This is a genomic window from Blastococcus sp. SYSU D00669 (assembly GCF_054050715.1).
Genome location: NZ_JBJGZV010000006.1, coordinates 58,200 through 81,337, shown reverse-complemented (window position 1 = coordinate 81,337; position 23,138 = coordinate 58,200). Strand labels below are relative to the sequence as shown.

The 23,138-nt window shown below is 73.6% G+C and carries 24 protein-coding genes; 13 read left to right on the top strand and 11 right to left on the bottom strand.

Going from position 1 to position 23,138, the window contains the following annotated elements:
* Positions 1-62 precede the first annotated feature (62 nt).
* The 6 genes from wrbA to ACI8AF_RS06530 all read left to right on the top strand — a co-directional run bounded on the left by wrbA (position 63) and on the right by ACI8AF_RS06530 (position 5,137).
* A complete protein-coding gene (gene wrbA / locus ACI8AF_RS06555) occupies positions 63-707 on the top strand; it encodes an NAD(P)H:quinone oxidoreductase (protein ID WP_456538876.1) in 645 nt (214 codons plus the stop codon).
* Positions 708-717: 10 nt separating this feature from the next.
* Positions 718-900 (top strand): hypothetical protein, encoded by a 183-nt coding sequence (locus ACI8AF_RS06550; RefSeq protein WP_456538875.1) that lies wholly within the window; start codon positions 718-720, stop codon positions 898-900.
* A 66-nt stretch (positions 901-966) separates the two neighbouring features.
* Positions 967-1,437: a Fur family transcriptional regulator gene (locus ACI8AF_RS06545; RefSeq protein ID WP_456538874.1), complete on the top strand. Its 471-nt coding sequence runs from the start codon at positions 967-969 to the stop codon at positions 1,435-1,437.
* Complete coding sequence (gene katG, locus ACI8AF_RS06540) at positions 1,434-3,653, top strand: catalase/peroxidase HPI (RefSeq protein WP_456538873.1); 2,220 nt, start codon at positions 1,434-1,436, stop codon at positions 3,651-3,653. The genes ACI8AF_RS06545 and katG overlap by 4 nt, the downstream gene beginning before the upstream one ends.
* A gap of 117 nt (positions 3,654-3,770) precedes the next feature.
* Positions 3,771-4,667 carry a dioxygenase family protein gene (locus ACI8AF_RS06535; RefSeq protein ID WP_456538872.1) on the top strand — a complete coding sequence of 299 codons (897 nt, stop codon included), beginning with the start codon at positions 3,771-3,773 and terminating at the stop codon, positions 4,665-4,667.
* Positions 4,664-5,137 (top strand): MarR family winged helix-turn-helix transcriptional regulator, encoded by a 474-nt coding sequence (locus tag ACI8AF_RS06530; RefSeq protein ID WP_456538871.1) that lies wholly within the window; start codon positions 4,664-4,666, stop codon positions 5,135-5,137. The genes ACI8AF_RS06535 and ACI8AF_RS06530 overlap by 4 nt, the downstream gene beginning before the upstream one ends.
* A 5-nt stretch (positions 5,138-5,142) precedes the next feature.
* On the opposite strand, the gene ACI8AF_RS06525 is transcribed toward ACI8AF_RS06530, so the two are convergent.
* A complete protein-coding gene (locus ACI8AF_RS06525; protein WP_456538870.1) occupies positions 5,143-5,706 on the bottom strand; it encodes a hypothetical protein in 564 nt (187 codons plus the stop codon).
* Positions 5,707-5,854: 148 nt separating this feature from the next.
* On the opposite strand from ACI8AF_RS06525, the gene ACI8AF_RS06520 reads away from it, so the two are divergent.
* Together ACI8AF_RS06520 and ACI8AF_RS06515 are read left to right on the top strand one after the other, a co-directional pair.
* Entirely contained in the window at positions 5,855-6,094 is a 240-nt protein-coding gene (locus tag ACI8AF_RS06520; RefSeq protein ID WP_456538869.1) for a hypothetical protein, read from the top strand.
* Positions 6,095-6,278: 184 nt separating this feature from the next.
* Positions 6,279-6,554 (top strand): hypothetical protein, encoded by a 276-nt coding sequence (locus ACI8AF_RS06515; RefSeq protein WP_456538868.1) that lies wholly within the window; start codon positions 6,279-6,281, stop codon positions 6,552-6,554.
* Between the two features lie 22 nt (positions 6,555-6,576).
* Here the strand turns inward: ACI8AF_RS06515 and serA are convergent, their stop codons facing one another.
* The 9 genes from serA to ACI8AF_RS06470 all read right to left on the bottom strand — a co-directional run bounded on the left by serA (position 6,577) and on the right by ACI8AF_RS06470 (position 16,754).
* Entirely contained in the window at positions 6,577-7,782 is a 1,206-nt protein-coding gene (serA, locus tag ACI8AF_RS06510; RefSeq protein ID WP_456538867.1) for a phosphoglycerate dehydrogenase, read from the bottom strand.
* A gap of 681 nt (positions 7,783-8,463) precedes the next feature.
* Positions 8,464-9,687 (bottom strand): MFS transporter, encoded by a 1,224-nt coding sequence (locus tag ACI8AF_RS06505; protein ID WP_456538866.1) that lies wholly within the window; start codon positions 9,685-9,687, stop codon positions 8,464-8,466.
* Positions 9,688-9,711: 24 nt separating this feature from the next.
* Entirely contained in the window at positions 9,712-10,137 is a 426-nt protein-coding gene (locus tag ACI8AF_RS06500; protein ID WP_456538865.1) for a dehydratase, read from the bottom strand.
* 57 nt (positions 10,138-10,194) lie between these two features.
* Complete coding sequence (locus ACI8AF_RS06495; protein ID WP_456538864.1) at positions 10,195-10,698, bottom strand: biotin carboxylase N-terminal domain-containing protein; 504 nt, start codon at positions 10,696-10,698, stop codon at positions 10,195-10,197.
* 9 nt (positions 10,699-10,707) lie between these two features.
* Positions 10,708-11,733, bottom strand: coding sequence for a 4-hydroxy-2-oxovalerate aldolase (gene dmpG, locus ACI8AF_RS06490; protein WP_456538863.1), 1,026 nt, complete (start codon positions 11,731-11,733; stop codon positions 10,708-10,710).
* Complete coding sequence (locus tag ACI8AF_RS06485; RefSeq protein ID WP_456538862.1) at positions 11,730-12,680, bottom strand: acetaldehyde dehydrogenase (acetylating); 951 nt, start codon at positions 12,678-12,680, stop codon at positions 11,730-11,732. The genes dmpG and ACI8AF_RS06485 overlap by 4 nt, the downstream gene beginning before the upstream one ends.
* Complete coding sequence (locus tag ACI8AF_RS06480) at positions 12,677-13,510, bottom strand: 2-keto-4-pentenoate hydratase (RefSeq protein WP_456538861.1); 834 nt, start codon at positions 13,508-13,510, stop codon at positions 12,677-12,679. The genes ACI8AF_RS06485 and ACI8AF_RS06480 overlap by 4 nt, the downstream gene beginning before the upstream one ends.
* Positions 13,511-13,619: 109 nt before the next feature.
* Complete coding sequence (locus ACI8AF_RS06475) at positions 13,620-15,947, bottom strand: CaiB/BaiF CoA transferase family protein (protein WP_456538860.1); 2,328 nt, start codon at positions 15,945-15,947, stop codon at positions 13,620-13,622.
* A 12-nt stretch (positions 15,948-15,959) separates the two neighbouring features.
* On the bottom strand, positions 15,960-16,754 hold the full coding sequence (locus ACI8AF_RS06470; protein ID WP_456538859.1) for an enoyl-CoA hydratase/isomerase family protein: 795 nt from the start codon (positions 16,752-16,754) through the stop codon (positions 15,960-15,962).
* Positions 16,755-16,962: 208 nt separating this feature from the next.
* Between ACI8AF_RS06470 and ACI8AF_RS06465 the strand changes: the two genes are divergently transcribed.
* From ACI8AF_RS06465 to ACI8AF_RS06445, 5 genes are all read left to right on the top strand, one after another.
* The gene (locus tag ACI8AF_RS06465) at positions 16,963-17,703 is read left to right on the top strand and encodes an SDR family NAD(P)-dependent oxidoreductase (RefSeq protein ID WP_456538858.1); all 741 of its coding nucleotides are present in this window, start codon (positions 16,963-16,965) and stop codon (positions 17,701-17,703) included.
* Positions 17,704-17,771: 68 nt separating this feature from the next.
* Positions 17,772-18,563, top strand: a complete 792-nt coding sequence (locus tag ACI8AF_RS06460; protein WP_456538857.1) for an enoyl-CoA hydratase-related protein — start codon at positions 17,772-17,774, stop codon at positions 18,561-18,563.
* A 38-nt stretch (positions 18,564-18,601) separates the two neighbouring features.
* On the top strand, positions 18,602-19,384 hold the full coding sequence (locus ACI8AF_RS06455) for an enoyl-CoA hydratase/isomerase family protein (RefSeq protein ID WP_456538856.1): 783 nt from the start codon (positions 18,602-18,604) through the stop codon (positions 19,382-19,384).
* A 101-nt stretch (positions 19,385-19,485) separates the two neighbouring features.
* A complete protein-coding gene (locus ACI8AF_RS06450; RefSeq protein ID WP_456538855.1) occupies positions 19,486-20,118 on the top strand; it encodes a hypothetical protein in 633 nt (210 codons plus the stop codon).
* A 15-nt stretch (positions 20,119-20,133) separates the two neighbouring features.
* Complete coding sequence (locus tag ACI8AF_RS06445; protein WP_456538854.1) at positions 20,134-21,504, top strand: MmgE/PrpD family protein; 1,371 nt, start codon at positions 20,134-20,136, stop codon at positions 21,502-21,504.
* A 20-nt stretch (positions 21,505-21,524) separates the two neighbouring features.
* On the opposite strand, the gene ACI8AF_RS06440 is transcribed toward ACI8AF_RS06445, so the two are convergent.
* Entirely contained in the window at positions 21,525-22,946 is a 1,422-nt protein-coding gene (locus tag ACI8AF_RS06440) for an aldehyde dehydrogenase family protein (RefSeq protein ID WP_456538941.1), read from the bottom strand.
* Positions 22,947-23,138: the final 192 nt, after the last annotated feature.

Sequence of the window (23,138 nt, the reverse complement as noted above, 5' to 3'; positions counted from 1 at the left end):
GGTTCCCGGCCGCGACGCGCGGCCCTGCCGGACCCGGCAGCACTTCCTCGAGAGGGACCACGATGACCGACACCACCGACCGCGCCTTCGGCCCCACCCCGAAGGTCGCCGTCATCTATTACTCCCAGACCGGCACCGTGCACGCGCTGGCCGAGGCGGTGCGCGAGGGCGCCGAGAAGGCGGGCGCGGAGGTGCGCCTGCGCAAGGTCGCCGAGCTGGCGGCGGAGGAGTCGATCGGGAAGAACGAGGCGTGGGCGGCGCACGTGGCCGCCAGCGGCGACGTCGCCCTCGCCGTCAAGGACGACCTGCTCTGGGCCGACGCCGTCGTCTTCGGGACGCCGACCCGGTACGGCCTGCCCGCCGCGCAGCTCAAGCAGTTCATCGACCGCACCGGGGCGCTGTGGGACCAGGGCCTGCTGGCCGACAAGGTGTACGCGGCGTTCACCAGCAGCGCGACCCGCCACGGCGGGCAGGAGTCGACCCTGCTGGCGCTGGCGAACACCTTCTACCACTGGGGCGGCTACATCGTGCCGCCCGGCTACACCGACCCCGTCCAGTTCGAGGCCGGCAACCCCTACGGCGTCAGCCACGTCACCGACGACGGGGCGACCCCCGTCGACGAGGTCGCGACGGCGGCGGCCGTGCACCTGGGCCGGCGGGTCGCCACCGTCACCCGGCGGCTGCTCCTGGGCAGCGCGGCCGCGTGAGGAGGCGGACGTGCGCACCTACGACCCGGCGGACTCGATCCGCTACGTGCACGTGGCGACGACGGTCGCGGCCGGCGTCCCGCCCGTCGAGCACCGCCTCCCCCGCGGCTACGCGGACCAGTCCCCGCGGACCCGGCTGCCGAAGCCTCCGGCCCGGCGGCCGGGCGCCCTCGGCGCCCGGCAGGCGTGCTGACCGGGGCGGCCGGCGCACCGGGGGCGAGGACTTGATCCATTCAAGATTCTGGGGTTGGGTGAGGGGGTGCCGACCGCCGCGGAACTCGAGCGCCTGCTGCGCGGGGTGCCCCTCCGCGTGACGCGCCCGCGGATCGCGGTGCTGGCGGCCGTGCACGACCACCCGCACGCCGACACCGAGTCGATCCTCGCCGCGGTCCGCCGCGACTCCGGCGACGTGTCGCACCAGGCGGTGTACGACGTGCTGCGCGTGCTGACCGACGCCGGCCTGGTCCGGCGCTTCCAGCCGACCGGCTCGGTCGCGCGCTACGAGATGCACACCGGCGACAACCACCACCACGTCGTCTGCCGCTCGTGCGGCGCGATCGTCGACGTCGCGTGCGCGGTCGGCGAGGCCCCGTGCCTGACCACGTCCGACGACGCCGGCTACGAGATCGACGAGGCCGAGGTGATCTGGTGGGGCCGCTGCCCCGCCTGCGCCTCGGCCCGCACGTCCCCGAACCCTGACGGATCCGCACCACAGAGAGGCACACCGTGAAGGACGAGCACAACAAGGTCGAGACCGCGAGCACCAGCGAGAGCGAGAACCCGGCGATCCCGTCGCCGGAGGCGCACACCGACCGCCGGCCGCGCACCAACCGCGACTGGTGGCCGAACCAGGTCGACCTGGGCGTCCTGAACAAGACGGCGAAGGACGCCGACCCGCTCGGTGAGGACTTCGACTACAAGAAGGCCTTCGCCGAGCTCGACGTCGAGGCGCTGAAGCAGGACCTGCGCCAGCTCATGCGGACCTCGCAGGACTGGTGGCCGGCCGACTGGGGCCACTACGGCCCGCTGTTCATCCGCATGTCGTGGCACGCGGCCGGCACCTACCGCATCGCCGACGGCCGGGGCGGCGGCGGCCAGGGCGCCCAGCGCTTCGCCCCGCTCAACAGCTGGCCGGACAACGCGAGCCTCGACAAGGCCCGCCGCCTGCTGCTGCCGATCAAGCAGAAGTACGGCCGCAAGCTCTCCTGGGCCGACCTGCTCGTGCTCGCCGGCAACGTCGCGCACGACGACATGGGCCTGCCGACCTTCGGCTTCGCCTTCGGTCGCGAGGACACCTGGCAGCCCGAGGAGGTCTTCTGGGGTCCGGAGGACACCTGGCTCGGCGACGAGCGCTACGCCGGCGAGGACCCGCTGAACCTCGACGAGGGCCCGCTCGCGAACGTCACCATGGGCCTGATCTACGTCAACCCCGAGGGCCCCAAGGGCAACCCCGACCCGCTGGCCTCGGCGCACGACATCAAGGTGACCTTCCGCCGGATGGGCATGACCGACGAGGAGACCGTCGCCCTCATCGGCGGCGGGCACACCTTCGGCAAGACGCACGGCGCGGGCAACCCCGAGCTCGTCGGTCCCGAGCCCGAGGGCTGCCCGGTGCACGGCAACGGCCTGGGCTGGATCAGCCAGTACGGCACGGGCAAGGGCGCCGACACGATCACCAGCGGTCTCGAGGGCGCCTGGACCCCCACGCCGACGACGTGGGACAACTCCTACTGGGAGACGCTCTTCCGCTGGGACTGGGAGCTCACGACGAGCCCGGCCGGCGCCAAGCAGTGGCAGCCGAGCAACCCCGAGGCCCAGGAGCTCGTGCCCGACGCGCACATCGAGGGCAAGAAGAACCCGCCGATGATGTCCACGGCCGACATGGCCCTGCGCGTGGACCCCGAGCTGCGCGCCTACGCGGAGCGGTTCCGGGACGACCCCGAGTACTTCGCCGACCAGTACGCCCGCGCCTGGTTCAAGCTGCTGCACCGCGACATGGGCCCGAAGAGCCGGTACCTCGGCCCGGACGTGCCGGCCGAGGACCTCATCTGGCAGGACCCGGTCCCGGCCGTCGACCACGAGCTGGTCGGCGAGGCCGAGATCGCCGACCTGAAGCAGCGGCTGCTCTCCGCGGGGCTCTCCGTGCCGCAGCTGGTGCACACGGCCTGGTCGGCGGCGGCGTCGTTCCGCGGCACCGACAAGCGCGGTGGCGCCAACGGCGCCCGGCTGCGCCTCGAGCCGCAGATCAGCTGGGCGGTCAACGAGGGCGTCCGCGACGTGCTGCCGGTGCTCGAGCGGGTGAAGGCCGAGTTCGAGCAGCAGACCGGGAAGAAGGTCTCCCTCGCCGACCTGATCGTGCTCGGCGGCAGCGCGGCGGTGGAGAAGGCCGCGGCCGACGCCGGCGTGCAGATCACCGTGCCGTTCTCCCCGGGGCGGACCGACGCCTCCCAGGAGCAGACCGACGTCGAGAACTTCGCCTGGCTGGAGCCGCGGGCCGACGGCTTCCGCAACTGGGTCTCCCCCGGCACCAAGATCGGGCCGGAGACGCTGCTCGTCGACAAGGCGTACATGCTGGAGCTGACGCCCAAGGAGATGACGCTGCTGGTCGGCGGGCTGCGGGTGCTCGGCGCGAACACCGGCGGCGTGCAGCACGGCGTCTTCACCGACCGGCCGGGCGTGCTGTCGCAGGACTTCTTCCGCAACCTGCTCGACCTGGGCGTCTCGTGGCGGACGTCGGTCGACACCGAGGGCGTCTACGAGGGCCTGGACGCCGACGGCAACGTCGTCCGCACCGCCACCGCGGCCGACCTCGTGTTCGGGTCGAACTCGATCCTCCGCGGCATCGTCGAGGTCTACTCGTCCGACGACGCGAAGGAGAAGTTCGTCCGGGACTTCGTCACCACGTGGGTCAAGGTCATGGAGCTGGACCGCTTCGACCTGCGCTGACCCGAGCACGACGGCCCCCGCCCGGCGACCCGCCGGGCGGGGGCCGTCGCATTCCTGCTTGAAATCTCAACAAAGGTCCGATATGGTTGTTGAGACTTCAAGTTTCGAGGAGGCGGCATGTCCACCACCGCGATCGCCGACGCGCGCATCCCCGCGGCCCACCCCTTCGCCCGGCACCTCACCCGTGCCGCGAGGCTCCAGGCCGAGCAGCCGCACGCGGTGTGGACGCCGGAGGACGGGCCGCTGCCCAGCCTCTACCTCTCCCACGGCGGCGGCCCGATGCCCTTCCAGAGCGCGGAGTGGCTCGACCCGCTGCACGCCTGGGCCCGCTCGCTGCCGAAGCCGAAGGCGATCCTCGTCGTCTCCGCGCACTGGGAGTCGGCGCCGCTGTCGGTCAGCGCCGACCGGCCCGACGAGCTCGTGTACGACTTCGGCGGGTTCGACCCCCTGTACCACACGTTCCGCTACGACACCCCCGACGCCGGCGAGCTCGCCCGCCAGGTCGTGGGGCTGGTGCCCGACACCGAGCACGTGCACCGGCACGCCCGCCGCGGCCTCGACCACGGCGCCTGGGTGCCGCTCAAGATCATGTACCCGGCCGCCGACGTCCCGGTGCTGCAGCTGTCCCTCCCCACCGAGGACCCCGACCGGCTGCTGGCCCTGGGTGAGCGGCTGCGCCCGCTGCGCGAGCAGGGCGTGCTCGTCGTCGGCTCGGGCCACATGACCCACGGCCTGCCGTTCCTGACCCGCGAGATGTTCGTCGATAACGAGGTGCCGGGGTGGTCGGCCGACTTCGACGCCTGGGCCGCCGACGCCCTGGCCCGCGGCGACGTCGCCGAGCTCGCCCGGTTCCGCAGCGCCGCGCCGGGCATGCCCTACGCGCACCCGACGGTGGAGCACTTCACCCCGCTGTTCGTCACCCTGGGGGCGGCCACCGACCCGACCGCGCCGGTCGTCACGCGGCTCGACGGCTACGGCGTCGGGCTGTCCCGGCGCTCCTTCCAGGCGGCATGACCGCTCCGGAGGGGACCCGCTGGCTCACGCCGGCGGAGATGGCGGCCTGGCTGCCGCTGGTCCGCCTGGTGACGCTGCTGCCGCAGCGGCTGGACCGGCAGCTGCGCGAGGACGCCGGGATCGGCCACGTCTACTACCAGATCCTGGCCGTGCTCTCCGAGGCTCCCGGGCAGCAGCTGCGGATGAGCGAGCTCGCCGGCCTGACCGCCACCTCCCCCAGCCGGCTCTCGCACGCCGTCACGGCGCTGGAGGACCGCGGCTGGGTGGTCCGCTGCCCGTCGGAGCAGGACGGGCGCGGCCAGGTCACCCGGCTCACCCCCGCCGGCCGGGATGCGGTGGAGGAGTTCGCCCCGGGACACGTCGCGGAGGTGCGCCGGCTGGTGGTCGACCGGCTGGCACCGGAGGAGGTCGACCAGCTCGCCCGCATCGCCGGGAAGCTGCTCGACGCGGCGACCGACCGGCGCGGGTAGCCGGGTCACCGGTCGCGCAGCGGCCCGTCCAGCCAGCGCGCGACCTCGGCCCGGCTCCGCAGCCGGACCACGACGAAGTCGGGACGACGGTCGAGCAGCCCGGTCACGCGGGCTCCGGCCCGGCCGTGGGTGGTCCAGGCCCAGCGCACGATGTGCTCGCGGTCGGTGAGGACCGTCCGCAGCGGGGGCTCGACGTTGCCGTTCCAGAGCTCCCGGTGCCCCAGCCGGCGGACCAGCGTGCGCAGGACGACCTGGCGCATGACGACGGGCCGGGGCAGGTCCAGCCAGACCAGCAGGTCGGCCCGCTCCGCCAGGTGCTCGCGCACGCTGTCGTACTGCCACTCGGTCACCCAGGTGGGCCCCGCGGCGAAGGCGTGCACGTCGGCCTCGAACGAGGGCCGCCGCGTCCACCCGGGGCCGTGGAACAGCGCGTCGATCTCCACGTGCTCGCTGCCCAGGGCGTGCGCGATCCGGGACGCCAGAGTGGTCTTCCCCGACCCCGAGGTGCCGGCGACGAGGACCCGCGCGGGGCGGTGCGGGAGGGGGTCCGTCGGGCCCAGCAGCGGCACGCCGAGCAGGCTAGCCAGACCGCTGAGTTCCGCGGCCGACCACGGTCTGGACCAGTGAACCGGACGCCCTCCGAGGACCCCGGTTCTGTCGTACCCCGGGGCCACCCTGTACCTGTCCGGAACGCACCGCGGAGGAGGCGAGGACGAGATGAACATCTACGACCCCGCGGACCGCATCGTGTACGTCCACCTCGCGCAGGAGCCCGCCCCGGCACCGCCGCTGCAGGTCCTCGACGAGTGCCACCGGCTGCCGGCCGGCTACGCGAACACGGGGCTGCGCACCCGGCTCGGCGAGGTCCGCCCCGCCGCCGCGCGGCCCGCGCTCGTCGTCCTGCCCGGCGGGGCGGCGGCCGCGCCCGCGCAGCAGCGCCGTCAAGACGTCGCCTGAGCGACCCTGCCGGTGCCGGCCTGCCGGCCTGCCGGGCTTCCGGCGGGCGCGTGGCCGCCGGTAACGTCGCCGCATGCGCAGGACGGTGATTATCAGCGGGCCCGCCGGAGGCTGACTCTCGAGCCGGCGGGTCCGTGAGCACGGATCGGGAGCACTTCCCACCCACGCCCGCCTGGAGATCCCCGTGCACGCCGTCGCGTCCTTCCCGCAGTTCGTCCGTCTCACCGTCACCACCACCGACGACGTCGGTGTCCAGCGCGTCCTCGCCCTCCTCACCGGCCGCGGGCACCGCTTCACCCACCTCGAGGCCGAGGAGGCCGGCGCCGGCCGGTGGCGTCTGGATCTCGACTGCTTCGCCGACACCGACGAGAGCCGGTTGCTCGAGCAGCGGCTGCTCCGGCTGCCGTCGGTGCTCGCCGTCGAGGTGCGGCGCAGGGCCCGGCTGCAGGACACCGCCTAGGAGGGCCGGAGGCGCACCCGGCTCAGGCGGCGCCCGGGAAGGTGGTCAGGCGGACGGTCTCCGGCATCGCCCGCAGCGCGGTGAGCAGGGCGTCGGGCAGCGGCCCGTTGACGTCGGTGACGACGTAGCCGAGCTGACCCCGGGTGGCGAGGACCTGCCCGTCGACGTTGAGCCCGTGCTCGCCCACCAGCGCGTCGGCGCGGGCCAGCACGCCCGGCACGTTGTGGTGCAGCAGCGCGAACCGGGCGGCCGATGCCCCGTGCAGCGCCACCGCGGGCAGGTTGACGCTCAGCGTCGTCGTCCCGGTGCGGCTGTGGTCGAGCAGCTTGCCGGCGACGAACCGCCCGATGTCGTACTGCGCCTCCTGCGTCGACCCGCCGACGTGCGGGGTCAGGATGACGTTGTCCAGCCCGCGCAGCACCGAGTCGAACGGGTCGCCCTGCTCCTTGGGCTCGTCGGGGAAGACGTCGACGGCGGCACCGGCCAGGTGGCCGCTGCGGATGTGCTCGCGCAGCGCCTCGTGGTCGACGACGAACCCGCGGGAGAGGTTGAGGAACAGGCTGCGCGGCCGCATGCGGGCGAACTGCTCGGCGCCGAACAGGCCCGCGTTGCCGGCACGGCCGTCGACGTGCAGCGTCACCGTCTCCGCGCGCTCGAGCAGCTCCTCGAGGCTGCCGCAGGCCTCGGCGTTGCCGAGGGCGAGCTTGTCCTCGAGGTCGTAGAACAAAACGCGCATGCCCAGCGCCTCGGCCAGCACCGACAGCTGGCTGCCGATGTTGCCGTAGCCGACGATGCCCAGCGTCCGGCCCCGGATCTCGTGGCTGCCGGTCGCCGACTTGTCCCAGATGCCGGCGTGCAGCGCGCGGTCCCGGTCGCTCAGCCGCCGGGCCAGGCTGATGATCTCGGCGATCGCCAGCTCCACCACGCTTCGGGTGTTGGAGTACGGCGCGTTGAACACCGCCACCCCGGCCTCCGCCGCGGCGACCAGGTCGATCTGGTTGGTGCCGATGCAGAACGCCCCGATCGCCGCCAGCTCCGGACGCGCCTTGACCACCTCGGCGGTCACCTGCGTCTTCGACCGGATGCCGAGGAGCTCGATGCCGTCGAGTGCCGCGACGAGGTCGTCCTCGTCCAGCGCCCCCCGCACCGCCTCGACCTGGTAGCCGGCCGCGGACAGCAGCTCGACGGCCACCGGGTCGATGTTCTCGAGCAGCAGAGCCTTGGGCATGTGGGAGGTCCCCTCGGAGGAAGCGCGTCGCCCCCGATCCTCCCCGACCGGTCCGGCGGGCCGGAGGGCGGCTCACTGGAGGACCCTCGACGAGCCGGTGACTGACTGACAGGGTCGCTGGCGCACCCCGGGTCCCCACCGGATCACTGCCACGGCCGATGCGCGCGGCCGCCTCAGCCACCGAGGAGACCAGCCAGGCGGGTGCGTAGGGCTGCCTCGTGGTGAGCACCAGCTCGGTGCCGCCGCCCGGCAGCGCCAGCCCCGCCTGGCCGACGGCGTCGTGGCGCCACAGCAACCGGTGCCCGAGCCGGTCGCGGTAGAAGGCCAGCCCCTGGTCCAGGCTGGGCACCGGGACGGTCACGGCGTCGACCTGGCGCAGCAGCGCGTCGCTCACGGGCCGACGGTGGCCACCGCCGCACCCCGCCCGTCGCGGCCGTGGCCGATCGCGTCGCGGACGAGGGACGCCGGGGGGCGCTCGCAGCCCGCAGGCGGAGGGCCTGCCAGCCGCCCCTCCGCCCCCGCGTCGCACGCGCTCGGTGAGCCGCGCCAGCTCGACTGCCGGCCGCAGCGAGGCCCGCGCCGGCGGGCTCACCGTAGGCGTGGCTCCGCGCCCGGCGTCCCCCACGCGGGAGCGCTGTGACGAGCGAGGACGGGGCAGCACGACGGCTGCGCAGTCACGGCTCAGCTGCCTCGCGGTCCCGAGCGCCTCCTCCGCGCGGCCAGGACGACGGAGAACACGAGGACGACCAGCCCGGCGCCGACCGAGGTGAGCCGTGCCCCGATCAGGTCGGCCGTGAGACCCAGCAGAGGACCGCCCACCGGGACGCCGAGCAGCAGGGCGACGGAGAAGAGGGCGGTGATCATGCCGCGGTTGCCGTCCTCGGCCGCTACCTGGACCAGTGCGCTGGCGATGGAGACCATGACGAGGGAGGTCGCGCCCGCCGCGACAGAAACCAGGCAGTAGACGACCACGGAGGGGGTCAGCCCGGTCAGCGCCGCCGTCAGCCCGCAGCCGGCGGTGGCGACCAGCAGGCTCCGCTGCGAGGGTCCGCCGGGAAGGACCACCGCGGCCAGGGAGCCGAGCAGGGAGCCGGCCGCCAGCCCGGTGGTCGCCCAGCCGATCCCGGCCGAACCCGACTCGAAGACGTCGTCGACCATGAGCACCGCCAAGGTCGTGAGGTTGGGGCCGACCAGCCCGGCGACGGCCACGACGAGGAATGCCGTGCGCAGCCGCTGATCGCTCCCGACCGACCACAGGGCACGCCGGAGCCCCGTTCCGCGTGTGGCGGTGGCGCCTCGTGGGGGGCGCCCGCGGAGGAAGCCGAGGGTCACCGCGAACGTGCTGATCAACGCCGCGGCCGTCACGAAGACCGCGGCCAGACCGACCAGCTCGTCGAGGGCGCCGGCCAGCGAGGGCCCGACCGTCCTGGCCAGTTGGTACGTCACCACGACGAGGCCGACGGTCCGCACCAGTCGTGCAGGCTCCACCAGGGACGAGACGAAGGTGAAGCGCACGGAGGAGTCGACGGCCGAGCCGCAGCCGAACGCCACCGCAGCGATGGCCGTGCTCGTCATCGTCGGACTCCCCGACACGAGGACGAGGCACTGAGCACCGGCTGCGGTGGCCATCACGCACTGCCCGGCGACGAGCAGGCCCCGCCGCGACGTGCGATCGGCCAGGGTGCCGACGGGAACGGCGAGCAGGACGGTGGGTGCGGTCTGCAGGGCGGTCACCAGTCCCACCTCCGCGCCGCCCGTCCCCGGGATCGAGAGGACGACGAGCGCCTGGCCCAGCCGGAGCATCCAGTTGCCCAACCCCGAGCAGAAGGCGCCGGCGGCGTAGGCGAGGACCGCCGCGCCGGATCCGCGGCCGATCAGGACCACGCCCGAGGGGGTGCGGCGCACAGCCGCTCCCGCCTCACGCCCCGCTCACAGGTACCGGCGCAGCAGCACCGTCGCGATCACCGCTGCGTCACCGGCCCCGTCGACCTCCAAGGTGACCGTCACGCTCAGCTGGACCCCGCCGTCGAACTCCGTCGCCGACTCGAGGACCGCCTGCGCCCGCACCCGGCTCCCCAGGGGTGCCGGGCACGGGAAGAACACCGGCCCTGTGCCGTAGTTGACGCCCAGCCGGAAGCCGGAGACGTCGAGGACCTCCGCGAGCAGCACCGGCACCAGGGACAGCGTCAGCAGGTGGGGCACGGTCGCGCCACCGGGTCCGCTGCCCTCCGGGTCGGCGGGGAGCTCCCGGCAGCTGCCGGTCGCGGCGGCGAAGGCGTCCAGCCGGCGCCGGCTGAGTGTGACCCACCCGCTGGGGCCCAGGTGCTCCCCCACGAGGGCCAGCACACCCTCCACACCGTGAACGCTGGTCCGCGCCGTCCCGCCGCCTCCGGACATCCCCTTCCCCGCGCCCTAGGGCCGAACCCGTGCCGGACGCGTCAGCACGTCGTCCGTGACCCTCGGGCTCGTGACCAAGTGGTTCACGACGCGGAGCTGGCCGGCGTCGTCCCGCGTCACGACCACCGCCTCGGTGCGGTTGAGGCGGACGCTCAGCACGTGCTCGGGGGCGTAGCCGAGCTCCTCGCACAACCATCGGAACAGGCTGGTGCTCACGGGACGACTCCCTGACGGGGCGGGTGGCCGACCGGGGCGGTGGGGCCGGTGACGACGAGGAGGAGGTCTCCGCGCTCCACCCGCCCGCCGCGCGGTGTGGCGCACCTCGTCGACCGACAGATGGGCCCGGACCGGGTGGCCGACCCGGCCGATCCGGTAGCTCTCGTCGGCCTCGAGCCGGTGCACGGAGTTGCGGTCCTCGTCGGCGAACACCGCCACAGTGGACAGGCCCAGCTCGTACGCGGCGCGGAACGCCCGCACCGCGATCTCCCCGCGGTTGGCGACCAGGACCTCGCTGAACACGGCACGGGACTAGGCCACGGGGGCGCTGCGCGCCGCCTGCAGGTCCAGGGCGATGTCGACGATCATGTCCTCCTGGCCGCCGACCAGCCGCCGGCGACCGACCTCGACGAGGATGCTCCGGACGTCGACGTCGTAGTGCCGCGAGGCCGCTTCGGCGTGCCGGAGGAAGCTGGAGTAGACACCGGCGTAGCCGAGCGTGAGCGTCTCGCGGTCGACCTGGACCGGCCGGTCCTGCAGCGGCCGGACGAGGTCGTCGGCGGCGTCCTGCAGGGCGAACAGGTCGCAGCCGTGCTGCCAGCCCTGCAGGTCCGCCACGGCGACGAACGGCTCGATCGGGCAGTTGCCCGCGCCCGCCCCGTGCCCGGCGAGGGAGGCGTCCACCCGGGTGACGCCCTCCTCCACTGCCACGACCGAGTTGGCCACGGCCAGGGAGAGGTTCTGGTGCGCGTGGATGCCGATCTGCGTCTCCGGCCGCAGCACGTCGCGGTACGCCCGCACGCGCTCGCGGACGCCGTCCATGGTCAGCCGGCCGCCGGAGTCGGTGACGTACACGCAGTGCGCTCCGTAGGACTCCATCAGCGCCGCCTGCCTGGCCAGTTCGGCGGCCGGCGCCATGTGGCTCAGCATGAGGAAGCCGGAGACGTCCATCCCCAGGTCTCGTGCGGTGGCGATGTGCTGGGCCGCGACATCGGCCTCGGTGCAGTGCGTGGCCACCCGGATCGACCGGACGCCGAGGGAGTAGGCGTGCCGGAGCTCCGCGATGGTGCCGATGCCCGGGAGCAGGAGGGTGGTCAGCACGGCGCGTTGGCAGTGCGCCGCAGCGGCCTCGATCCACTCCCAATCGGTGTGACTGCCCGCGCCGTAGTTCAGGCTGCTCCCGGCCAGCCCGTCCCCGTGCGCGACCTCGATGGCGTCGACACCAGCGGCGTCCAGGGCCGCGACGATCCGGCCGACGTCTTCGGGGCTCATCCGGTGCCGGACGGCGTGCATGCCGTCCCGCAGCGTGACGTCCTGGACGTACAGGTCGACGCTCACGCCGGCACCGCGCTGGTCAGCCGGCGGGCGATGCTCTCGCCGACCCGCAGGGCCGCCGAGGTCATGATGTCCAGGTTCCCGGCGTAGGCGGGCAGGTAGTGCGCCGCGCCCTCCACCTCGAGGAACACGGTGACCTTCGTCGTCACCGGCCCCGACCCGTCGGGCACCAGGGTGTGCACGGGATCGCCGTCGTGAACCGGTGTGAACTGCACCTCCTGCTTCAGCCGGTAGCCGGGGACGTACTCGGCGACCGTCCGGACCATCTCCGCCACGGAGGAGCGGATGGCGTCCTGGTCGGCGTCGCCGACGAGGCAGAAGACGGTGTCGCGCATGATCAGCGGCGGGTCGGCCGGGTTGAGGACGATGATCGCCTTCCCCCGGCCGGCGCCGCCGACGACCTCGAGGGCGTGCGCGGTGGTCTCGGTGAACTCGTCGATGTTGGCGCGCGTGCCCGGACCGGCCGAGCGCGACGCGATCGAGGCGACGATCTCGGCGTAGGGCACCGGCGTGACCCGGGCGACCGCGGCGACGACCGGGATCGTCGCCTGGCCGCCGCAGGTCACCATGTTCAGGTCGGTCGCGTCCCCAGCGAGATGTGCATCGAGGTTGACCGGCGGGACCACGTACGGGCCGATCGCCGCGGGCGTCAGGTCCACCAGGCGTTTGCCGTGCGGCGCCAGCTTCTCGGCGTTCGCGATGTGCGCCTTGGCCGACGTCGCGTCGAAGACGATCGCGATCTCGTCGAAGCCGTCCATCGCGATCAGGCCGTCGACGCCGCCCGCCGTCGTCGGAACCCCCATGCGACGCGCTCGGGCCAGACCGTCCGAGTCGGGATCGATGCCGACCATCGCACCCATCTCCAGCACAGCCGAGTGCCGGGCGACCTTGATCATCAGGTCGGTGCCGATGTTGCCCGACCCGATGACCGCCACCTTGGTCCTGCTCACCGCTGCCCCTCTCCCGAGAACGTCGCGGTGACCGCGCCGAGTGCGCCGATCTCCGCGCGGACCACCGATCCCGGTGGCGTGGCCACCATGGGACCCAGTGCGCCGGACAGGACGACCTGCCCGGCCCGGAGGGGATCGCCGACCTCGAGCGCGGTCCGCGCGAGCCAGGCCAGCGCGGCGAGCGGGTCGCCCAGGCAGGCGGCCCCCGTCCCTTCGGAGACGACCGCTCCGTGCAGCGTCATCCGCATGCGCGCCCTGACCGGCTCGAACTCGTCGAGCGACAGGCGCCGGTTCCCGAGGACGAACATGCCGCTGGAGGCGTTGTCGGCCACCGTGTCGCCGAACGTGATGTCCCAACCGGCGATCCGGCTGTCCACGATCTCGAGCGCGGCGACCGCGTGGTCGACCGCCCCCCGCACCTGTCCGACGTCCAGCGGGCCGTCGTCCAGGTCCCGGCCGAGCACGAACGCCACCTCTGCCTCGGCCTTCGGCTGCAGCAGCCGCTCCGAGGGCACGTCCGGCAGGCCGGTCGCGTCCATGTCGTCGAACAGCACACCGAAGTCCGGGCGGTCCACTCCGAGCTGCCGCTGGACGGCCGGCGACGTGAGCCCGATCTTGCGGCCGACGACCCGTGCGCCCTCGGCCAGACGCCGACGCGTCGACAGTTGCTGCACCGCGTAGGCGGCCACGACGTCCTCGGCGCCGATGAGGTCGCGGACGGGTGGGCACGGCACGCGGCTGCGGGCCGCGACCGCCAGACGATCGGCCGCCTCGACCACCAGCGCACGCCGGTGGTCGGGCAGCTCCGATGGGGTGCGCACCTGGGTCATGTGCTTCCTCGGGTCCGGCTCGGTGGGCCTACGACGATGGCGGGGGTCGCGGGTGCGTCCCACCGCCCGGTTCCGGTGGCCGGAACGACTACGGGACCGGCGGTGCGGCTCACGCCTGCACGACGGTCGGGTCCCGCAGCAGTTCCTCGACCTCGCCGTCCGAGAAGCCGACCGTGCGCAGCACGTCCCGGGTGTCCGCACCCAGCACCGGCGCCGGCCGCGGCACGTGGACCGGCACGTCGGAGAAGCGGACCGGCGTCCCCATGACGGCGACCTCGCCGTCGAACCGGTGGACCGCCGTGGTGAGGACGGCCCTCTCCCGCAGACCGGGGTCGCCCAGCAGCTCCGGCACGGTGCGGACCGGGCCGGCGGCGAGCGGCAGGCCCTGCAGGTGCCGGACCACCTCGTCGACCGACCGCTCCCCCGCCCACTTCTCCAGGGCGGGCAGCACCGACTCCTCGAACGCGCGCCCGGACGACACCGCGTCCGTCACCGGGACCTCGACCAGCCCGGCGGCCGCCGCGGCGTCGCGTTCGTCGTGCACGGTCACCGCGGCGGTGCCGTCCGTGCACGTCAGCAGGCCCTGCCAGAACTCGTACCTGTCCTGGTTGCCGGAACGCACCGGCCGCTCGCCGTGGACCAGGTACGGCGGCCAGGCCGCCAGGGAGGTCCACGCCGTGGTGGCGTACATCGAGACGTCGACGTGCCGGCCCCGGGGCGCCTCGCCGCGCGAGCGCTCGGCCTGACGTGCCACCAGCGCCACCATCGTCGAGAACGCGCCGGACACACCGCCGAAGAAGTCCGACAGGGAGATGCCGGCCTTGGTCGGCATCCCGTCGGGGAACCCGGTGACGGAGAGCAGACCGGACGCCCCTTGCACGACCGTGTCGTACGCACGCGCTCGCCGCCCCGCGCCGGCCTGGCCGAACCCGGTCACCGAGGTCCAGATCAGGCCGGGGTTGCGCGGCAGGATGTCGGCGAGGTCCAGACCCCACGACGCCAGCCGCCCGGGGGCGAGGTTCTCCACCACCACGTCGGCGCGCTCGATGATCCGCCGCGCGATCGACCGCCCCGGTTCGGACGTGAGCTCCAGGCAGACGCTGCGCTTGTCGCCGCCGTTGAGGTGGAACACGGCCGAGGTCGTCCCCACCTGGGGCGGTACCCGGCGCCCCACCTCTCCTCCCGCCGGCTCGATCTTCACGACGTCGGCGCCGAGGTTGGCCAGGATGCGACCGCACACAGGTCCCGCCGCGGCCACGCCGATCTCCACGACCCGCAGCCCGTCCAGGGGCCCTCGCGCGGGATCCCCGCGCCCCTCGAAGGCCGACGCAGGACGGTCGGGCCCCGCCTCCACCTCTCGGGCGATGCGCACCAGCGGCCCGAGCGCCACCTCGCCCGCGGGACTCCGGCGCAGCAGGCCGCGCTCGTACAGCGCCGGGTCCGTCAGCACGTCGTCGACCCACGCGATGGTCCCGCACGGGACATCGCGTTCCCCGAGCGCGGTCACGATCTCCTCGACCGTGCGCCGCTCGGTCCACGCGGTCACGAGGGCGTCGATCTCGTCGGCACGGGGGCGGCGGTTGTGCTGGCCGTGGAAGTCCGGGTGGCCGACCAGGTCCGGGTGTCCCATCAGGCCGGCCAGCGAGTCCCACTGCCGATCGGTGATGAGGCAGATGACGACGTAGCCGTCGGCGGCCGGGTACAGGTTCCACGGGCTGGAGGCCAGGTGCCGGTTGCCCAGCGGAGGGGGGAGGTGCCCCTTGCCGGTGTACTCGGCGACGAAGTTGTTCAGCGACGACACCAGGGAGTCGACCAGCGACACCGAGACGCGCCGTCCCGTACCGAGCCGGTTGCGCCGCACGATCCCCGCGAGCGTGCCGAGCGCGAGGTAGAGGGCTCCGAGGTGGTCGGCCACCCGGGCACCGATGCGGGTCGGTGGCTCGCCGGGCTGCCCGGTGGTGCTGAGCATGCCGCCCATCGCCTGCAGCACCAGGTCGCTCGAGCGCCAGCCGGCGAACGCCGGGTCGTCGCCGAACGGTGCGGCCACCCCGAGGACGACGTCGGGGTTCAGCGCCACCAGGGCGTCGTGTCCCGCCCCGTGGCGGGCGGCGAGCTCGGCGGGTGGGGCGAGGACGACGTCGGCCTCCCGCACGAGCCGGGCGACGGGTTCCCGGGCGAGCAGCGGGCCGGCGTCGGCGACCGGCGGGTGCACGCTCTTCCCCGCCGCCACCAGCCGCTGCAGGTGGCGCCACTCCCGCTCGGCCGCAGGTGCCGAGTCGTCGTCCTCCGGAACGGCGGCGCCCACCACCACGACGTCGGCGCCGAGATCGGCCAGGAGCTTGCCGGCGAGCGACATGGCCAGATCAGGTTCGACCGCCAGCTCGACGACGGTCAACCCACGCAGCAGCTGCCCCCCCGGGGACCCCTCCCCTGCCACGGCGTCCACCTCTCAGCGCCCCTCGAACTTGGGCGGGCGGCGATCGCGGACGGCGTTGGACCCCTCCACGTAGTCGGCGGTGGCCAGCGTCGTCACGACCGACTCGCGCAGTTCGAGCAGGGTCTCCGGCAGCGAGCGGGACAGACCGTTGACGATCGCCTGCTTGGTCAGGGCCATCGCGATCGGTGGCCGGGCCGCGAGGACCGCGGCCCACTCGTCGACGGCGTCGCGGAACTCCTCGTCCGGCACGACCCTGTTGACCAACCCGAACTCCGCGGCGCGGGCGGCGCTGATGCGCTCCTCGAGCATGAACATCTCGAACGCGCGCGGCAGACCCACCAGGCGCGGCAGGAACCACGCCGACCCGTCGCCGGCGACCAGCCCCACGCCCATGGCGGCCTCCTTGACGAACGCCGACTCCGCGGCGATCCGCAGATCGCAGGCCAGGCTCAGTTCGAAGCCCGCGCCCGCGGCCACCCCGTTGAGCGCGCCGAGCACCGGCTTCGGGAACCGGTGCAGGGCCAGCAGCAGGTTCTGCGCGAGCTGGACCTGCTCGAACCCGAGGGAGTCCGGCCTCCCGGACTCCCGCTCCTCGTGGATGCGCTTGACGTCGGCCCCGGCGCAGAACGCCCGGCCCACCCCGGTCAGCACGACGACGCGCAGCTCGGGGTCCCTGCGGACCTCCTCGAGGGCGCGCAGCGCGCTGGTCAGCAGGTCCATGCTGAAGGCGTTGAGCCGCTCCGGGCGGTTGAACGAGATCGTGGCGACCGGGCCGCGCCGTTCGAACAGGATGTCGGGGTACTCCATGCTGGGCGACTCCGCTCGCGTGGGGAACGCCGCCGGTGGACCCAGCGGCCGCAACGCATTGCGCCATGCCGCCGAGGACCGGACCAACGATCGGTTCCGCTCAGCTGGACAGCCGTAGGACACCGCCGCACGCACCGTGCTTCGCTCCCGCCTCGACAGGTGGCACAGGACGGCGCGGCGCATCGGCGCCGCGCGGTGAGGAGTCGGCGTGGGAGACGCTCGGATCGCGGTCGTGACCGGCGGTGCGCAGGGGATCGGGTTCGCGGTCGGCAAGCGCCTCGTGGCGCAGGGCTGCCGGGTCGCCCTGCTCGACCTGGACGGGGACGCGGCCGAGGACGCCGCCCGGCGGCTGGACGACGGGGCGGCGGCGGGCTTCCGGTGCGACGTGACGGACCGGGAGCAGATCGCCGAGGCCGCCAAGCGGGTGGAGCAGCTCTGGGGACCGCCGCAGGTGCTCGTGGCCAACCAGGGCGGCAGCCCCGACAAGCGGTTCCTCGACATGTCGCTCGACGAGCAGCAGCGCGTCATCGACCTCAACTACGTGGCCAGCCTCGACCTGAGCCGTCAGTTCCTCCCGGGCATGGTCGACGCCGGCGGCGGTCGCGTCGTCTACATCAGCTCCGACGCGGCGCGGGCCGGCGTGCCGGGCCAGGCGGTGTACGCCGGGGCGAAGGCGGCGCTGATCGGCTTCGCGAAGTCCCTCGCGGTGGAGGTCGCCCGCCACGCGATCACCGTCAACGTGGTCTGCCCCGGCAGCACCGAGACCGCCGCCATGCGGCAGATGCTCTCGGAGGACGGCATCCAGAAGCGCCTCAAGCTCCACCCGATGCGCCGGTTCGCCCAGCCCGACGACATCGCGACGGCGGTCCAGTACTTCGCCAGCCCGGACGCCTCCTTCGTCACCGGGCAGGTCATCAGCGTCAACGGGGGCATGCTCCGCGCCGGGTGAGCCCGGTCGGTCCCCGTTCCGCCGCAGCGCAGGTCGGTGCGGTCGACATCCATCACGAGAGGTAGGGCATGACCGAGTTCGAGGACGTGACGTACGAGGACCGCGGTGGCGTGGCGTGGATCACGATCAACCGACCCGAGGTGCTCAACGCGCTGCGCCGGCAGACCTACGAGGACCTGCGCGACGCGTTCAAGCTGGCGACCGCCGACCCGAGCATCGGTGTGATGGTGCTGACCGGCAGCGGGGACCGGGCGTTCTGCTCCGGCGGGGACGTGAAGACCCAGGCCAAGCGCACCGTGCACGCCGGGCGGGAGCAGCTGCGCGTCACCATGGAGATGGGCGCCGTCATGCGCACCAGCGGCAAGCCCACGATCGCCGCGGTCAACGGGTTCTGCATCGGCGCGGGCAACGAGCTCAACATCATGTGCGACCTGACGATCGCCTCCGACCGGGCGAGGTTCGGTCAGGTCGGCCCACGGGTCGGCAGCGTGCCGATCTTCGGGGCGCTGCAGGTGCTGCCCCGGATCGTGGGTGAGAAGAAGGCCCGCGAGATCGTCTTCATGTGCCACCAGTACACGGCCGAGGAAGCCCTGGCGATGGGACTGATCAACAAGGTGGTCCCGCACGAGGACCTCTACACCGAGGTGGACGAGTGGGCGCAGGAGCTGCTCGACAAGAGCCCGCGGAGCCTCCGGATCGCCAAGACCCTGATGAACCACGGCTCCGACCTCGAGCACAACACCTACAGCACCGGTAGCGAGCTGCTCGCGATGACCTACGGCGACGAGGAGAACCTCGAGGGCGTCCACGCCTTTCTCGAGAAGCGGTCCCCGGACTACCGGAAGTTCCGCCGCGAGTGAGCGGCGCGACGGCCGGCGTGACGGGGAGGGAGGACGGCGTGGAGCCCGCGACGATCGAGTGCGAGGTCGACGGGCCGGCCGGGATCATCCGGCTCGCCCGACCCGCCAAGCACAACGCGCTCAGCGCGCAGCTCATCGGTGAGGTCGTCGACGCGCTGGCGCGCCTGGACGCCGACCCGGCGGTCCGCGGGATCGTGCTCACCGGGTCGGATACCGCCTTCTCCACAGGCGCCGACCTGAACGAGGCGCTGCAGGTGGATTCAGCGGCGAAGTTCGTCCACCACGGCCGGATGTTCCGGGAGCTGACGCACCGGATGGAGCGCAGCCTCACGCCGATCGTGGCGGCGATCAGCGGTCACTGCTACACCGGCGGCCTGGAGATCGCCATGGCGGCCGACATCCGGTACGCCGCGGAGGGCGCCCGGTTCGCCATGACCAGCGCCAGGATCGGCTCGGTGGCCGGGATCGGCGGCACCCAGCGCCTGCCCCGCCTGGTCGGCCGGTCGGTCGCCCTGGAGCTGATGTTCACCGCCCGCACCTTCGACGCCGCTTACGCCGAGCGCATCGGCCTGGTCAGCAGGGTCGTGCCCGACGGCACGGTCGTGGAGGCGGCCAAGGCGCTGGTCGCCGAGTTCGCCGTCAACGCCCCGCTGAGCATCGGCTGGACCAAGCAGGCCGTCCGGACCGGGATGGACGTCGACCTGGAGTCCGCGCTCGACCTGGAGGCGGTGCTGTCGGGCAGCGCGGCCGGGACCAGGGACAAGACCGAGGGGATGAGCGCGTTCCTCGAGAAGCGCCCGGCGGTCTTCGCCGGGGAGTAGGCGTCCACCCCGCGTCCGGCCGGGCCACGTCGGCCCGGCCGGACGCCGCTCCAGGGGAGATCACGATCGTGGCTCAGCAACCCGAAGGCTCCATCGAGGTCGTGTCCGCACCCGAGCTGACCTGCGAGGCGTGGGACGCCTCCTTCTGCTCGTTGCCGCACCGGCCAGGTCTCCGCGATGGCCGTGACGACGCCACGGCCCACTGGGTGGCGGCGGACTCGACGCACGTGGCGGCTCGGCTGCGGCTGCCGGCAGTGGACGCCGGCGCGGCCGGGTCGCGGGGCGACGGCGCGTGGGAGGACCTCGTGCGCGACGCCACCACCCGGCACGCGGCGACCGTGGAGCGGTACCGGGTCGAGGAGATCGAGGTGGGCGCCGCACCCTCGCCGCCGAGCACCCCGTTCCTCTACCTGGTGCGCATGGACGTGGAGCCCGGACACGACGAGGAGTTCAACCGGTGGTACACGGAGGACCACGTCGGCGGGCTGTCACGGGTCCCCGGCGTGCTGTGCGCCCGGCGCTTCCGCGCGACGAACGCGGCGGCGGACGTCCGCGAGTACCTCGCCGTCTACCACCTCCAGTGCCCCAGCGTGCGGCAGACCGCGCGCTGGCAGCGGGCCTCGCACACCGACTGGTCGATCAGGATCCGCGCGCACCACCGGCGCAAGCGGGCGACGATGTTCGTCCCCACCGGCGCACTGCAGGACCACGTCGGCCGGCGGCCGGCTCCCTGACCGTCAGGAGATCCCGTGGACGAGACCAGGACCCTCGCCGGGTTCGCGCACGGCCTGCGCCTCGCCGACGTGCCGGACACCACCCGCCACCTCGCCAAGCGCGCGGTGCTCGACCAGGTCGGCTGCCAGATCGGCTGCGCCCACCTTCCCTGGTCGCAGCAGGTCCTCCGCACCACGCTCGACCTCGGCAGCTCGGGGCCCTGCCTGGTCATGGCGACCGGGCACCGGCTGCGGCCCGACGACGCGGCATTCGTCAACAGCTCCTTCGGCGCGGCGAACGAGATCGACGACGCCCACACCGGGGTGCGCACGCACCCGGGTGCCGTGGTCGTGCCGGCGGTGCTGGCCGTCGCCGAGGCCCAGGGATCGACCGGGGGCACGGACGTGCTGCTGGCCGCCGTCGTGGGCTACGAGGTGCTGCTCCGGGTCGCGTGGGCCGGGTTCCCCCTGCTGATGGCCCGACACCACCACACCTCGGTCTCGGCCGGCCCCTTCGGCTCGGCGGCGGCCGCCGCGCGGCTGCTCGGACTGGACGCCGACGGCACACGGCACGCGCTGGCCATCGCGGGCAGCCACAGCGGTGGGCAGATGGAGTACACCGAGTCGGGGGGGTCGGTGAAGCGGATCCTCACCGCCATCGGGGCGGCGGCGGGTGTCCGCGCCGGGTACTTCGCCCAGCACGGCATGACCGGCCCGGTGGCGGTCCTCGAGGGCAACCGGGGTTTCCTGGAGGCCTTCGCGGACCGGCAGCACGTCGACCGGTTGGTCGACGGTCTCGGCGACACCTGGCTGCTGGACGGCGCCGGGCCCAAGGGCTACTTCGCCGAGTACCGGATCCACGCGCCGCTGCAGGCGCTCGAGCACCTGATGGCCACGCACGGGCTGACCGTCGCCGACATCGACTCGATGAGCGTGGGCACCAGCTCGGTCACCGTCGAGGCCGTCGGCACGATCGTCGTCCCCACCGACCCGCTCGGGGCGCAGTTCAGCATGCGGTTCGCCCTCGCGCTGGCCGCTCGGCACGGTGCCGACCGGCTGCGTGCGGTCACCCCGGACGACCTCCGCGACGGCGAGGTCGCCGCCCTCGCCCGGCGGATCGAGGTGCACGTCGACCCCCGGATAGACGCGGAGAAGTGGCGCAGCTTCGGCGGGGTGCTGACGGTGCGCACCACGTCGGGGGCGACCTACACCTGCCACCAGCCGGCGCCGATCGGCTCGCCGGAGAACCCGATGTCCGACGACCGGCTCTCGGACAAGTTCCGGTCACTGGTGGAACCGGTCCTGGGGACGGCCGCCTGCGGCTCGCTGCTGTCCGCGCTGTGGAACCTGGAGGACGTCGACGTCGCGGCGGACGTCCTGGCGCACGTCACGCCCGCCGGGCGCTGACGCCGGGGAGCCGTTCGGCGTCAGCCGTGCAGGACGACCGATCGCACGTCCTGGTAGAAGGCGAGGGACTCCAGGCCGTGGTCCTTGCCGTGGCCGGTGCCCTTGGTGCCGCCGAACGGCAGTTCGTCGTAGACCCGCGTCGGGGTGTTGACCCACAGGTAGCCGGTCTCGATCCGCTCCACCGCCTCGGTGACGGCCGTCAGGTCCCGGGTCCACAGCGAGGCGGCGCCGCCGTAGCGGGAGGCGTTCGCGAGCGCCACGGCCTCGTCGAAGTCGTCGAACGGCCACACCGGCAGCAGCGGGCCGAAGGTGTCCTCGGTCGCGACCGGTGAGTCGTGAGGGGCGTCCACCACCACCGTTGGCCGGAGGAACCAGCCGTCGTCGTAGGGTCGGCCGGTCGGCACCTCGCCACCGACGACGACCCGTGCCCCGGCGGCGACCGAGGACTCCAGCTGCGCGAGGACGCGGTCGCGCACGTCGCGGCCGTGCAGCGGGCCGATCTGCACGCCCTCCCGGTCCCCCGGCCCCAGCACGAGGCGGCCGGCCTTGTCGGCGAGGCCGGCGACGACGCGGTCGTACACCGACGCGTGCGCGTACACCCGCTTGACGGCCAGCACGCCTTGGCCGCAGTTGAAGAAGCGGCCCCAGCTGGCCGCGCTGACGGCCCGATCGAGGTCGGCGTCGGCGCAGACGATCAGCGGGTCGGATCCCCCCAGCTCCGCCGTCGTGCGGGCGAGCCGGCGCCCGGCGACGGCCATGACCTCCGCACCGTGGGCGTCGGAGCCGGTGAACGCGACCATGGCGACGCCCGGATGGGCGGCCAGAGCCGCGCCGGTGGTCTCGCCGTACCCGGTCACCACGTTGAGGACGCCAGGGGGCAGGCCCGCTCCCTGCATGATCTCCGCGACGCGCAAGGTGACCAGGGGCGTCGACTCGTCGGGCTTGGCGACGACGGTGTTGCCGGTGACCAGCGCCGGGCCGAGCTTCTTGCCGAGCAGGGTGATAGGGAAGTTCCAGCGCACGAGCACTCCGACGACGCCGAGCGGCCGGGTGAGCACGTGCCCGGTCGCGCCGTCGTCGAGATCGGCCACCGACTGCCCGCGCAGGTTGCGGCCGAGCCCGGCGTAGTGCTCGAGCGTGCGCACGAAGCGGGAGAGCTCCAGCTCCGACTCGTGGTGCGGCTTGCCCTGCTCCGCCGTCAGCAGCGGCGCCAGCTCCGGGATGTGTTCGGCGACCGCGCGGGCCCCCGCGAGGAGGACCGCCCCGCGGTGTGCGCCCGGCAGGCGGCGCCAGGACCGGAAGGCCTCCGCCGCCGCCGCCACCGCGTCGTCGACGGCCGCCGGTCCGCCGTCGCGGACGATCCCCACGGTGGTCCCGAGGGCGGGGTCGCGGACCTCGATCTCCGGCCCCCGGGCGGGCACGGACCGGCCGGCGACGAACATCCCGTCCACGTGGCCCTCCAGCTGCTCCGGGGTGGCGCGAGTATGTCCGCTGCGACCGGCCCGGACGTGCCCGCCATACCGCTGAGCGGGACACCGGGCGGGGGTTCCTGAGAGCGGAACACGGGAGCTGTCCGACGGCTGTGCCGCTGCTAGCTTCGCGGCGTTCCGAGCGGTCGGGGTCCGTCCCGGCCC

Coding starts and splice junctions, on each gene's coding strand:
- ACI8AF_RS06480 (WP_456538861.1), bottom strand. CDS start 13,510: ATGACCCAGGTGCGCACCCCATCGGAGCTGCCCGACCACCGGCGTGCG.
- wrbA (WP_456538876.1), top strand. CDS start 63: ATGACCGACACCACCGACCGCGCCTTCGGCCCCACCCCGAAGGTCGCC.
- ACI8AF_RS06460 (WP_456538857.1), top strand. CDS start 17,772: ATGACCGAGTTCGAGGACGTGACGTACGAGGACCGCGGTGGCGTGGCG.
- ACI8AF_RS06470 (WP_456538859.1), bottom strand. CDS start 16,754: ATGGAGTACCCCGACATCCTGTTCGAACGGCGCGGCCCGGTCGCCACG.
- ACI8AF_RS06535 (WP_456538872.1), top strand. CDS start 3,771: ATGTCCACCACCGCGATCGCCGACGCGCGCATCCCCGCGGCCCACCCC.
- ACI8AF_RS06530 (WP_456538871.1), top strand. CDS start 4,664: ATGACCGCTCCGGAGGGGACCCGCTGGCTCACGCCGGCGGAGATGGCG.
- ACI8AF_RS06520 (WP_456538869.1), top strand. CDS start 5,855: ATGAACATCTACGACCCCGCGGACCGCATCGTGTACGTCCACCTCGCG.
- serA (WP_456538867.1), bottom strand. CDS start 7,782: ATGCCCAAGGCTCTGCTGCTCGAGAACATCGACCCGGTGGCCGTCGAG.
- ACI8AF_RS06440 (WP_456538941.1), bottom strand. CDS start 22,946: ATGTTCGTCGCCGGCCGGTCCGTGCCCGCCCGGGGGCCGGAGATCGAG.